Origin of the sequence: Reyranella sp. (genome assembly GCF_965279465.1) — a bacterium.
GTDB lineage: Bacteria > Pseudomonadota > Alphaproteobacteria > Reyranellales > Reyranellaceae > Reyranella.
The window spans coordinates 7,810,828-7,823,316 of sequence record NZ_OZ257242.1; the positions used below are offsets into that span (position 1 = coordinate 7,810,828).

At 68.0% G+C, this 12,489-nt stretch carries 11 protein-coding genes; 7 read left to right on the forward strand and 4 right to left on the reverse strand.

The window, feature by feature from the left end; genetic code table 11:
* The first annotated feature begins 4 nt into the window (after positions 1-4).
* The 3 genes from ACQY8M_RS38060 to ACQY8M_RS38070 all read left to right on the forward strand — a co-directional run bounded on the left by ACQY8M_RS38060 (position 5) and on the right by ACQY8M_RS38070 (position 3,742).
* The gene (locus tag ACQY8M_RS38060; protein ID WP_428667719.1) at positions 5-1,741 is read left to right on the forward strand and encodes a DUF255 domain-containing protein; all 1,737 of its coding nucleotides are present in this window, start codon (positions 5-7) and stop codon (positions 1,739-1,741) included.
* A gap of 76 nt (positions 1,742-1,817) precedes the next feature.
* Positions 1,818-2,462, forward strand: coding sequence for a TIGR02466 family protein (locus ACQY8M_RS38065; protein WP_428667721.1), 645 nt, complete (start codon positions 1,818-1,820; stop codon positions 2,460-2,462).
* Positions 2,459-3,742 carry a tetratricopeptide repeat protein gene (locus ACQY8M_RS38070; protein WP_428667723.1) on the forward strand — a complete coding sequence of 428 codons (1,284 nt, stop codon included), beginning with the start codon at positions 2,459-2,461 and terminating at the stop codon, positions 3,740-3,742. The genes ACQY8M_RS38065 and ACQY8M_RS38070 overlap by 4 nt, the downstream gene beginning before the upstream one ends.
* 87 nt (positions 3,743-3,829) lie before the next feature.
* Here the strand turns inward: ACQY8M_RS38070 and ACQY8M_RS38075 are convergent, their stop codons facing one another.
* The 4 genes from ACQY8M_RS38075 to ACQY8M_RS38090 all read right to left on the reverse strand — a co-directional run bounded on the left by ACQY8M_RS38075 (position 3,830) and on the right by ACQY8M_RS38090 (position 8,459).
* Positions 3,830-4,849 (reverse strand): LLM class flavin-dependent oxidoreductase, encoded by a 1,020-nt coding sequence (locus ACQY8M_RS38075; protein WP_428667725.1) that lies wholly within the window; start codon positions 4,847-4,849, stop codon positions 3,830-3,832.
* Between the two features lie 82 nt (positions 4,850-4,931).
* A complete protein-coding gene (locus ACQY8M_RS38080) occupies positions 4,932-5,885 on the reverse strand; it encodes an acetyl-CoA carboxylase carboxyltransferase subunit alpha (protein ID WP_428667727.1) in 954 nt (317 codons plus the stop codon).
* Positions 5,886-5,919: 34 nt separating this feature from the next.
* A complete protein-coding gene (gene xerD, locus ACQY8M_RS38085) occupies positions 5,920-6,858 on the reverse strand; it encodes a site-specific tyrosine recombinase XerD (RefSeq protein ID WP_428667729.1) in 939 nt (312 codons plus the stop codon).
* Between the two features lie 8 nt (positions 6,859-6,866).
* The gene (locus ACQY8M_RS38090; protein WP_428667731.1) at positions 6,867-8,459 is read right to left on the reverse strand and encodes a hypothetical protein; all 1,593 of its coding nucleotides are present in this window, start codon (positions 8,457-8,459) and stop codon (positions 6,867-6,869) included.
* Positions 8,460-8,732: 273 nt separating this feature from the next.
* On the opposite strand from ACQY8M_RS38090, the gene ACQY8M_RS38095 reads away from it, so the two are divergent.
* The 4 genes from ACQY8M_RS38095 to ACQY8M_RS38110 are packed head-to-tail and all read left to right on the forward strand — an operon-like array spanning position 8,733 to position 12,447.
* Positions 8,733-9,317 (forward strand): shikimate kinase, encoded by a 585-nt coding sequence (locus ACQY8M_RS38095; RefSeq protein WP_428667733.1) that lies wholly within the window; start codon positions 8,733-8,735, stop codon positions 9,315-9,317.
* Positions 9,314-10,438, forward strand: coding sequence for a 3-dehydroquinate synthase (gene aroB, locus ACQY8M_RS38100; protein WP_428667735.1), 1,125 nt, complete (start codon positions 9,314-9,316; stop codon positions 10,436-10,438). The genes ACQY8M_RS38095 and aroB overlap by 4 nt, the downstream gene beginning before the upstream one ends.
* 6 nt (positions 10,439-10,444) lie before the next feature.
* Positions 10,445-11,749, forward strand: a complete 1,305-nt coding sequence (locus ACQY8M_RS38105) for an HlyC/CorC family transporter (protein WP_428667737.1) — start codon at positions 10,445-10,447, stop codon at positions 11,747-11,749.
* Between the two features lie 50 nt (positions 11,750-11,799).
* Positions 11,800-12,447, forward strand: coding sequence for a DUF2889 domain-containing protein (locus ACQY8M_RS38110; protein ID WP_428667739.1), 648 nt, complete (start codon positions 11,800-11,802; stop codon positions 12,445-12,447).
* The last annotated feature ends 42 nt before the right edge of the window (positions 12,448-12,489 follow it).

The following is a 12,489-nucleotide window of genomic DNA, read 5'->3' on the forward strand; positions in this document are numbered from 1 at the left end:
TTTCATGATACGCATTCTCGGATTGTTCGCCGCATTTCTGCTCGGCACTGCCGGCAACGCCCATCCCGCGCCGGTCGACAACAAGGACGGCTTCTGGAGCGACTGGAGCGAGGCGACGTTCGAGCGCGCCGCGCACGAGAAGAAGTTCGTGATCGTATCGCTGCAGAGCTGGTGGTGCCCGTGGTGCCTGGCCATGAACAAGGAGACCTGGGCCGATCCCGAGGTGCGAGCCGAGCTGAAGGATCATTTCATTCCGGTCCAGGTCGACCAGGACAGCCGACCCGACATCTCGCAGCGCTACGAGCGCTGGGGCTGGCCCGCCACCATCATCTTCGGGCCGGACGGCACCGAGATCGTGAAGCTGCGAGGCTTCTATTCGCCGAAGTTCTTCCTTCCGGTGCTCAAGGAGACCGTGAGGGACCCCTCGCCGGTGGTTTATGGCGAGCCAGGCGGCGCAGAGCGTGAACGTATCTTCGCGACCGGTCTGACGGACGGACAGCGCAACGACATCATCGCCTTCATGGACAAGGCCTACGACCAGGCCAACGGCGGCTGGAGCAAGAGCAAGCTGGTCGACGGGCCGACTCTCGGCTGGTTCCTCGACCGCGCCAAGGCCGGCGACGCGGAGGCGGCTGGGCGCATCAAGCGCACGCTGACGTCGATGACCGCGCTGATCGACAGGGACACCGGCGGCATCAGCCAGGTCACCCTGGCGCCCGACTGGTCGAAGCCCTCGCTCGAGTTCCCGATGTTCGCGCAGCAGGCGGCTCTGACGGCCTATGCGCGCGCCGCCGTGCTGTTCAACGATCCTGCCTATCGCGCTGCGGCGGACCGGATCTACGGCTTCCTCGAATCGAAGCTCGAAGGGCCGGGCGGCGGCTTCTACGCCTCGATGGGCATGGCCGAGGGTCGACCCGGTGTCGACAAGCGGCAATACGCGCGCGAGACCGGCCAGGCGATCCAGGGCATCGCGGCCTACCATGACGCGACGGGCAGCAAGGACGCGCTCTCGCTTGCAATCGCGGCAGCGGACTGGACGCTGCGCGAGCGGGCCATGACCGGCGGCGGCTTCCGTCACGGCGACCATGACAAAGGCGGCCCCTATCTCGCCGACACGGTCGAGATGGGCGCCGCACTGCTGGCGCTGCATCGCTCGACCGGCGAGCGCAAGTGGCTGGTGATGGCGATGGCGGCGGGCAACTTCGTCGCCGCCACCTTCATCGATCCGAAGACCGGTGGGTTCTTCGCCTCGGCCTCGCCCGATGCGAAACACCTGCCCAAGCCGATCAAGCAGCGCGAGGACAATGTCACGACGACGCGCTTCTTCACCTTGCTCGCCTCCTATTCCGGCGAGGTGCGCTACCGCGAGATCGCCGAGGCCGGGATGGGCTACCTCGGCTCCCCGGCCGTGCTCGAGGCCTATGCCTTCCTGCCCGACGTGTTGCTTGCGGAGGAGGAGCTGCGCAACGAGCCGGTGCATGTAACGGTGGTCGGCGCCAGGGGCGATCCCCGCAGCGCCGCGCTCTATGCCGGCGCGCTGGCTTATCCGCTCGCCTACAAGCGCGCGGAATGGTGGGACAAGGCCGAAGGCAAGCTGACCAATCCGGATGTCGATTATCCGGATTATCCCGAGGGTCCGGCGGCCTTCGCCTGCACGCGCAGTTTCTGCTCGCTGCCGGTGACCGACGCAGCGGCGATTCCGGCCCAGCTCGACCGGCTGCAGCGCTCTCTGCAAAAGTAGGCAGCACTTCACTCTTTCCTCCCCATTCTTATGGAGAGGAAAGCCGGACGACCGATTCCGTCTTATACTCGCCGCCATGATCGAAAAGCAGGAAGTCCAGGAACTCTTTCCGACCCCCCTCTGGATCGTCGACCTCAGCCCGGCCGAGGCCGCCATGCTCAATGCGAAGCTGAAAGCCGAGATCGAGCGGCTGATCGCACCGCGGCCCAAGGTGCCAGCCGGCAGCAACTGGCAGACGCCGCAGGACCTGCACAAGCGGCCGGCCTTCGCCGACTTCGTGAAGCTGGTCGAGACGGCGGCGCGAGGCGTCGCGCGCTTCCTGCAGGTCGACCAGTATCCGATGGCGATCACCGGCTGCTGGGCCAACGTCAATCCGCCCGGCGCCTATCATCCGACGCATCACCATCCGAACAATTATCTCAGCGGCGTCTACTATGTCGCCGTGCCGCCGGTCGGCTCGCGCATCCAGTTCCAGGACCCGCGACCGTCGATGATCATGCCCAAGCCGCGGCAATACACGCGGCTGACCGCCAACGGCGCCGACGCGCAGAGCAAGGACGGTCGGCTGCTGATCTTCCCCTCCTGGGTGAAGCACACCGTGCCGGCCAATGACGGGCAGAGCGAGCGCATCAGCATCTCCTTCAACTTGATGTTCAGCAACTTCACGGAGACGATGGCCTCGCCGCTTTGGGACGCAACGGCCGGCAAGGAGAAGGCATGATGTTGAAGGATCGCTACGGCAACGAGCTGAGTACGGCCTCGACGGCGGCGCGCGATGCCTATGTCCGGGGCGTCGACAGCCTGATGGCCGCCACCGCCGGCACTGACACCGCGTTCGCCGACGCGATCGCGGCCGACGAAGGCTTCGCCCTCGCCCACATCTCGCTCGCCAGGGCCAAGCAGCTGCTGGGCCGCGGTCACGAGGCCAAGGCGCCGCGCGCGCGGGCGCTCGAGCTCGCTGCCGGCACCACGCCGCGCGAGCAGAGCCATATCGCCATCTTCGACAAGATCCTGACGGGGCAAGGCGAGGCCGCGCTCGAAGCGATCCGCGAGCACTGCAGGAGCTGGCCGCGCGACGCCATGGCGCTCGCGCCGGCGACCAGCGTGTTCGGCCTGATCGGCTTCTCCGGCAAGGTCGGCCGCGAGGTCGAGCAGCTCGCCCTGCTGGAGCCGTTCGAGCAGCATTACGGCGACGATTGGTGGTACCGCACCCAGCTCGCCTTCGCGCAGATCGAGCTCGGCCGGCTCGACGAGGGCGCGCGCAACATCGACGCGGCGCTCGCGGCCTTTCCGCAGAGCGCGCATGGCGCCCATATCCGTGGTCATCTGTTCTACGAGCTGGGCGAGCGCGAGGCGGGCCTCGCCTTCCTCGCCGACTGGATGAAGGACTATCCGCGCGATGGCCTCATGCATTGCCACAACAACTGGCACTTGGCGCTGTGGTCGATGGAAACCGGGCGCCACGCCGACGCCTGGCGCATCTACGACGAGGCGCTGCGGCCCGGCGCGGCCTGGGGCCCGCAGGTCAATGTCGCGACCGATTGCCCGGCCTTCCTGCTGCGCGCCGAGATGGCGGGCCAGGAGCGCAAGCCCGAGCTCTGGCGCGAGCTCGCCGAATACTCGGCCCGGTGGTTCGGCCGGCCCGGCCTCAGCTTCGTCGACATGCACACCGTGCTGGCCTACGCCATGGCCGGTGACGACGAGAAGCTCGCGGCCTTCGGCGACAGCCCACGCGGCGCGGCCGGCGACATGGTGCCGCCGATGGCGCGCGGGTTCACGGCTTTCGCGCGGGGCGACTACAAGACCGCTATCGAGGAGATCGAGCCGCTGCTCGCCACCCACGAGCGCCTCGGCGGCAGCCGCGCCCAGCGCGACCTTCTGGAGTACGTCGTGACGACGGCCAAGCTGCACACCGGCCAGCGCGACGAGGCCCGCCGCCACATCGAAGCGCGCCGCCCGCACAATGCAAGGAGCGGCGGCTTCCCGCTGGCGGGTCTGTAGGCCGAGGCGCCTCTCATGCTCTTCCGGACCGCGAGCCGCTGGCTCGCTCATGCTCATGAGCGAGCCGGAGGCTCGCGGTCCGGAAGATCATGACCTCTTGAGCCCGAACTCCTCCGCGATCAGCTTGTACGAGCGTTTGCGCTTTTCGAAGTCGAAGCTGATCGTCACCAGCATGATCTCCTCGACGCCATAGCGCGCTGCATGCTCCTCGATGCCGGCGCGCACCGTCTTTGACGAGCCGGTGACGCCGCGGCGGCGCATCGACGCCATGAAGGCTCTCGTTCTTGCATCCTTCTCGGCCTGCAGCGCCTCCTCGACCGGCGGGAACGGGCCGGGCTCATTCTGGGTGCGCAGCCGCATCGCCCACAGCTCGCGGCTCTTCGACAGGAGGTCAGCCTCCGCGTCGGTCTCGGCGCACATAACGCCCATCGCCATCATCGCCTTCGGCTCGGGATGGAGAGCGGACGGCCGGAAGTTCTCGATGTAGGAGCGCGTCACGCCATCGCCGCCATCGGGATTGATGAAATGCGCAAAGCAGAACGGCAGGCCGAAGTACGCCGCGAGCGACGCACTGTCCTCGCTCGAGCCGAGTAGCCAGACATCGGGCGCCGTCGCGCCGGCCGGTTGGGCCATCACGCCGTGCGCACTGTGCGTGTCGGGCAGCGCATCGTGCAGCCAGGCCACCAGGTCGCGCACCTGCAGGGGATACTCGGCGGGATCGCTCCACTTGGGCTTGCCGTCGGCCAGCACGCGCATGGTGCGCTGGTCGCTGCCCGGCGCGCGGCCGATGCCGACATCGATGCGGCCGGGGAACAGCGTCTCCAGCATGCGGAAGTTCTCGGCCACCTTGAACGAGCTGTAGTGCGGCAGCATCACACCGCCCGAGCCGATCTTCATGCGCCCGGTCAGGCTCGCGACGCGGGCGATCAGCACCTCGGGCGTCGAGCCGGCCAGCGCCTGGCTGCTGTGGTGCTCGGCGAGCCAGTAGCGGTGATAGCCCAGCCGGTCGCAGAGCTGCGCCAGCTCGAGCGTCTCGCGCACCGCATCGGCCGCCGTGCCGCCCTTTCGGATCGGCGACTGGTCGAGGACGGAGAGACGGAGCGTCATCGTCTTCCGGACCGCGAGCGTCTCGCTCGCTCGGGCGCATGAGCGAGCCAGAGGCTCGCGGTCCGGAAGAGCATGAGCAGCGTTAAAGCCCCTTCTTGCCCATGGCGAGGAATTTGTCCTGGCGCTGGCGGCGCAGCGTGTCGGGATCGAGCTCGGCGAGCTGGCCCAGCGCCTCGGACACGACCTTGCCCACGGTGTCGATCGCCTCGTCGGGCGCGCGATGGGCGCCGCCCATCGGCTCGGGGATGACGTCGTCGATCACTTCGAGCTTCTTGAGGTCCTGAGCGGTGACCTTCATCGCCTCGGCCGCGTCCTGGGCATTGGCGTTGGAGCGCCACAGGATCGAGGCGCAGCCCTCCGGCGTGATCACCGAATAGACCGCGTTCTCCAGCATGAAGACCTTGTCGGCCGAGGCGATGGCGAGCGCGCCGCCCGAGCCGCCCTCGCCGATCACCACGCTGACCAGCGGCACGCCGATCCCGAGGCAGGTATCTATCGAGCTGGCGATCGCCTCGGCCTGGCCGCGCGCCTCGGCATCGAGGCCGGGATAGGCGCCGGGCGTGTCGACCAGGGTCACCACCGGCAGCCTGAAGCGGTCGGCGAGCCTCATCAGACGCTGCGCCTTGCGGTAACCCTCCGGCCGCGGCATGCCGAAATTGTGCTTGATGCGCGAGTCGGTGTCGTCGCCCTTCTCCTGGCCCACGATCACGACGCTTCGGCCGTTGAGGCGGCCGATTCCGCCGACCACGGCGAAGTCCTCGCCGAAGGCGCGGTCGCCGGCGAGCGGCTGGTAGTCGGTGATCAGTCGGTCGATGTAGCGCTGGGCATGTGGACGTTCGACATGGCGCGCCACCTGCACCCGCTGCCAGGGCGTCAGCTTGGCGTAGATCGTCCGCAACAGCCTCTGCACCCTGTCCTGCAGGCGCATGACTTCGTCGGCGATGTCTACATCGCCGGAGTTGGGCAAGTGCCGGAGCTCGGCAATCTTGCTTTCCAGCTCCGCGACAGGCTTCTCGAAATCGAGATACGTCGTCATATGAGATCAGATGTCGCCCGGCTCCCTGTACCTGTCAACCGGCAGGCCGGCGGCGCCGCCGCGCCAGCGGATGCTTATCCTGCACCAGGGCGCGCAACTTATCGTCCAGCACATGCGTGTAGATTTGCGTGGTGGCGATATCGGCATGGCCAAGCATGAGCTGCACGCTGCGCAAGTCCGCTCCGCCTTCGAGCAAGTGGCTGGCGAAAGCATGGCGCAGGACGTGCGGCGAAACGCGCGCCGGATCGATGCCGGCCGTCAGCGCCGCTTCCTTGAGGAGTTGGGCAAACCGCTGCCGTGTCAAATGGCCGGTACGCCCACGTGAAGGGAAGAGATAGCGCGACGTTTCGTCGTCATCGAGCGTTGCCGCCCGGACATGCAGCCATGATGCGATTGCGGCGCGGGCAGGATCGGACAGCGGCACCATGCGGTCCTTCTCGCCCTTGCCGCGGACGATCAGAACGGTCGGATCGCGCTCGACCGCCGACAGCGGCAGGGTCACCAGCTCCGACACGCGCAGGCCGGTGCCGTAGAGGATCTCCAACAGGGTCGCCATGCGCCCGCCATCGCCTTCCTTGTCGCGAGTCGCCTCGATCAACCGGTCGACCTCGCCGCGCGACAGGACCTTGGGCAAGGGCCGACCGAGCTTCGGCGAATCGAGCGTGCTCGCCGGATCGTCGTCGCGCATCCTTTCCGCGAGCAAAAAGCGGTAGAATTGTCGGATTACCGACAGCCGGCGCGCCACGGTGCGCGGTGTCATGCCGACATAATCGAGCGATTTGAGGTAAGCGCGCAGCGCCTCGGTATCGGCGCCGGCGGGCTTTTGCTGGCGCCGTGCGAGAAAAGTCTGGAGATTGTCGAGATCGGCACCGTAGGCCGCCAACGTGTTGCGCGAGGCGCCGCGCTCGGCCTGCAGCATCTCGAGAAAGGCCTCGACCTCGCGCGTCCGGTCGGGCACGGGCTTCTTCTTCACAGGCGCCTTCACAAGCCTTGTGCGATCGCGACTTCGATCGCGAACAGGCGCGCCGCCTGGTCCTCGCCCGCGTCGCGCACGGCGCGTACGATGGTGCCGACGGCGGCGGGGTGGAGATCGGCCAGCGCCGTCTCGCCGATCGCGATCGAGCCGAGCAGCGCGGTCTCGGCGCGGCGGTGCCCGGCCGCCGCGGCCTGCAGCGCCTGCAGGGTCGCGGCCGGCGGGGGGATTCCCCGCACGCCACCGGGCGGCGTTTCGGGCAGCGCCGTGGCGCCCGCGGGCATGGCGCCGGTCGCGCGCAGGAGCTCGACCAGCAGATATCCGCGCCGCGGCGCGCGGGCGGGATCGTCCTGCTGCATCAGATCATACCAGCGGTTGACCTCGCCGACCGACGGGAGGCGCGCATTGTCGACACCGGCGATGGCGATCAGGGGCAGCATGCGATCCAACGCAAGGATGGCGCGTGCGTTGTTGGCGACGGAGCTCAAAGCGAGCTTCACCCAAGTCTGCGTCAGGCTCCTGTCGCCGAGCAGCAGCAGGCCACGGATCGCTTCCTGGGCGACGTTGGCGTACTCCGGTTTGGCCGGCAGGGTGAGCAGACTGGACGCGCTTGCCCGCGCAATGGTGGCAAACAACGGGCTGCCGCGCGCTTCCCCATAGACCGCGACCAGCGACTGCATGATCTCTTCCGCATTGCTGGCGTTGCGCGCCGCCGCCACGAGCCGCGCACGCCGCGCCATCGCCGCGGGCATGGCGGCACCGTCACGCACCGCCAGGACGTAGAGATCGCTCAGTCGCGTCGCCTCGATGATCGCCGACGCCTCGCCGCGCTCACCCGCCTCGACCCGGGTCACGATCGGCAGCGAACGGTCGGCGACCACGGCGCGGATCATCGGCGGGTCGTTCGACTGCAGCGCCGCGGCCGGCGGGCGGACACGGGCGAGAGCGAACATCACCATTGCGGGCCCGTCGAGCGGCCCCGCCGGCACCCCGGCCGTCGGCTTCCCGCTGGCTGCGCTCTGCAGCAGCACCGCAAGCTGCGGATCGCTGGCGCGCAAGTCCGGTGCCGCGGCCAGCGCGCCTGCGCTGTCGCCGGCGAAGGCCTGGCACGCGGCCAAGGCTCGGGCGGCAAAAGTCTGGATCAGGTCATGGCGAGTCACCACGGCGCAAGCGCTCGCAGGTTCGCCCGACATCATCAGCGCATTCGACGTCATGGTGGCGATGCCCGGATCGACGTAGGCGCCGGCCGAGCGCACCATCTCGTTCAGGCTCTCGCCCTCCCCCATCGCCGCCAGGCGCTCCACCTTGCGCCGCAACATCGTCGGCTCGGGGCTGCCATCCCGCGCCGGCGGCGTAAGCTCGCTCACCATCACGCGGAATTGCAGATCGCGTAACGCCCGGCTCCGCGGGGCAGCCGGAAGGGCCGCCACCAGCCTCTTGGCCGTGCCCAGGCTCGTTCCGCCCCAGGCGTTCGTCGGCAGGCCTCCCGTGCTGGGCTTCAGGAAGCCGGTCGGCACGTCGTCGATGCTGTCCGCCAAGACCGAGGGGCTGCCCACCGCAAGAGCCGTCAGAAGGAGCAGGCTAACGAGCGAGACGTTCATTCGGCACGGGCACTTCGAAATGTTTCAGCGGCGGACCGGGTTCGAACACCGCAAGTGCGACCAAACCACCCAACACGAGGCACAACACGACGATAACCACCAGCGGTCCGAGCCGGACGGCCGGGAGCTGCAAACGGCTCTTGGAACGGAAAAGGGGCACGCGGCGCAACCTACCTGTCCTCCCGCAAAGCGGCAATGACGGCGGCCCGTTGGTCGCAGGTCAGCGACGGGCCGCCGGCTCCCTCGCTTGAATCAAGCGGCGGAATGGGCGACATGCAAGGGCTCGAACGGATCATGCACGCCTCTTCTCCTCTTTCGCTGCCGCGCACCGTGGCCCTCGTCGGGCTGATGGGTGCCGGCAAAAGCGCGATCGGCAAACGGCTGGCGCTCCGGCTCGGTCTGCCCTTCGTCGATGCCGACGACGAGGTAGAACGCGCGGCGGGGTGCTCGATCTCGGAATTTTTCGAACGGTTCGGCGAAGCCGAGTTCCGCAATGGCGAGCGGAGGGTCATCCAGCGCCTGCTCGAGGGTCCGCCGCACGTTCTCTCGACCGGCGGCGGCGCCTATATGGATGCCGAGACGCGCGCCCTGATGCGGAGACATGCGATCACCGTCTGGCTGCGGGCCGACCTCGAGGTGCTGTATGACCGCGTGCGCAAGCGCACTCACCGGCCGCTGCTGCGCCAGGGCGATCCCAGGGAAATTCTCGCGCGCCTGATGAACCAGCGTTACCCCGTCTATGCCGAAGCCGATCTCGTGGTCGATTCGACGGCCCAGCCCGCCGACATGACGACCGAGCAGGTCCTCGAGGCGCTGCGCGGCCACCTCGCGCCGCAGGCGACCAGGGCAGCCGGATGACCGCGCGCACCGTCCCCGTCAGCCTCGCCGGCCGCAGCTACGACATCCTGATCGGCCCTGCCCTGATCGATCGTGCGGGAGAACTTAGCGCAGGCCTGTTGGCGTCGCGGCGAGTCATCGTTGTGACCGACCAAACGGTGGCGCCGCTCTACGGGGCGCGCCTTGTCGGCTCGTTCGAGAGGGCTGGTATCGCGGCAACAACGGTCACGGTGCCTGCGGGTGAGAGCAGCAAGGAGTTCGCGGCGTTCGGCCGGCTGATGAACGCGTTGCTCGACCAGCGGCCGGACCGCAAGGTGACGCTGGTGGCGCTGGGCGGCGGCGTCGTCGGCGACCTCACCGGCTTTGCCGCGGCAAGCCTGCTGCGCGGCGTCGACTTCATCCAGGTGCCGACCACGCTGCTCGCCCAGGTCGATTCGTCCGTCGGCGGCAAGACCGGCATCAACACACGTCACGGCAAGAACCTGATCGGTGCCTTTTACCAGCCGCGGCTGGTGCTGGCCGACACCGATGTGCTCGACACCCTGCCCAGGCGCGAGCTGCTGGCGGGCTATGCCGAAGTCGCGAAATACGGGCTGATCGACGATCCGGCGTTCTGGGACTGGTGCGAGGCGAACGGCGATGCGGTGCTGGCCGGCGACGCGGCCAAGCGCACCTACGCCATCGAGCAGAGCTGCCTCTCCAAGGCGCGCATCGTGGCCGCCGACGAGCGCGAGACCACCGACCTGCGCGCGCTGCTCAATCTCGGCCACACCTTCGGCCATGCGCTCGAGGCCGAGACAGGCTTCGGGCCGGAGTTGCTGCACGGCGAAGCGGTCGGCGCCGGCATGGTCATGGCCTTTGACCTGTCGGCGAAGATCGGACTCTGCCCAGCGGCCGACGCGGTGCGTGTGCGCCGGCACCTCGGCGCGGTCGGACTTCCGGTCCGGCTGCGCACGATCGGCGGCGACAATCACCGTAGTTGGGACGCCGCCCGGTTGATCGAGCATATGCGCGGCGACAAGAAGGCCGAGGCCGGCAAGCTCACTTTCATTCTCGCCCGCGGCATCGGCCAAGCCTTCGTCACCCGTGAGGTCGACGAAGCCGTGCTGCGCGGCCTGCTCGACACGGCGATCGCCGCCTGACGGCCCATGGACGCCGAAATCTCGCTTCACTTGCCGCTCTATATCGCAGTCCCGGCGGTCGTGCTCTGCCTCGCCCTGGGTGCCTACATGTCGGCGGCCGAGACGGCGATCACCGGCACCTCGCGTCCGCGTATGCATCGGCTGGCCCAGCAGGGCAGCAAGCGCGCGGCTGTGGTCAACCAGCTGCTCGACCGCAAGGACGAGGCGGTGGGGGCCGTATTGCTCGGCAACAGCGTGGTCAACATCCTTTCGGCGTCGCTCACCACGGCGGTGCTGACCTCGCTGTTCGGCGCCGCCGGCGTGGTCTACGCCACGATCATCGTCGGCGTGCTGGTGGTGATCTTCGCCGAGGTGATGCCGAAGACCTGGGCCTTGCTGCGCGCCGACCGGGTCGCACTGACCCTCGCCCCCTCGATCGTAGTCACCCTGGCGATCCTGGGGCCCATGGCGCGCGCCGTCGCCTGGATCTCGCGGATCTTTCTCCGTCTGCTCGGCGTGCGCACGACGCTCGCGCACGACGCGGAAGAGCAGGCCGACGTCCTGCGTGGCGCCATCGAGCTGCACGGGATCGGGCAGAGTGACCACGATGCGCCGACCGAGAAGGCGATGCTGCGCTCGGTTCTCGATCTCGGCGACCGCACCGTGAGCGACGTCATGACCCATCGCGGCAACGTCGTGCTGATCGATGCCGACGACCCGCCCGATGAGATCGTGGCCCACATGCTGGCGGCGCCCTACACACGCGTCCCGCTCTATCGCGGCCAGCCCGACAACGTCGTCGGCGTCCTGCACGCCAAGGACATGTTCCGCGCGGTGCGGGCGGCCGGCGGGCCAACCGACGTCAAGGTCGACGATGTCATGACCCCGCCGTGGTTCATTCCCGAATCCACCATCCTGTTCAACCAGCTCCAGGCATTTCGCGCACGCCACGAGCACTTCGCCATCGTGGTCGACGAATACGGCGCGCTGCGCGGCATCGTGACCCTCGAGGACATCATCGAGGAGATCGTCGGCGACATCGAGGACGAGCACGACGCCATCAAGCGCGGCGTCATCACGCGCGAGGACGGCAGCCTGATCAGCCAGGGCGACGTGCCGATCCACGACCTCAACCGTGAATTTGGCTGGAGCCTGCCGGAGGACATCGCGATCACGATCGCCGGGCTGGTGCTGCACGAAGCGCGGCGCATCCCCGAAGTTGGCCAGGTTTATGCATTCCATGGCTTCAGGTTTGAAATTCTGAAGCGCGAGGGCACGCGCATCGCCGAGTTGCGCATCATACCGCCGGCCGCCATACAGGCCGCCAACTAAGGGTCTGTCAAACAGACCCCGCCGAAACCACCTTCCGAAAGGGTCATTCCATGCCGCTTTCGCCGCCGGTTGGGCGACAGCATCTGCATACGCGTAAGGTTACCTGCCAGGGCTTCTATCGCGACGATGGCCTCTACGACATCGAGGGCCGGATCACCGACGAGAAGACCTACGAGCATGCCAACGAATGGCGCGGGCCGCTGCAGCCCGGAGATTTCGTGCATGACATGTCGATCCGCCTCACGATCGACCATCGGTTCACCATCGTGGACGTCGAAGCGGTGACCGACAAGTCGCCGTACAGGATGTGCGGCGACATCACGCCCAACTTCAAGAAGCTGATCGGGCTGCGCATCGGCGGCGGCTTCACGCGCGCCGTCCGCGAGCGGCTGGGCGGCACCGAGGGCTGCACCCACATCGTCGAGCTGCTCGGACCGGTCGCCACGACGGCGTTCCAGACCGCGGGCTCGCGCAAGGCGCGCGACCTCGAAACGGCGTATCGGATCAAGATCGGCAAGCCGCCGAAGCCGCACGATCCGTCCAAGCCGCAGCGCAAGCCCCACATGCTCGACAACTGCCACACCTGGGCATCTGACAGCGAGATCACCAGGCGCTGGGTGCCGCAGTTCTATACCGGCCCCGGTGCCGAAGCGGTGCGCGAGGCGGCGAAGAACAAGGAAATCGAGATGGACGGCTGACGCCTACCTTCTCCCTCCGCTCCCTCTCCCAGCCTCTCCTCC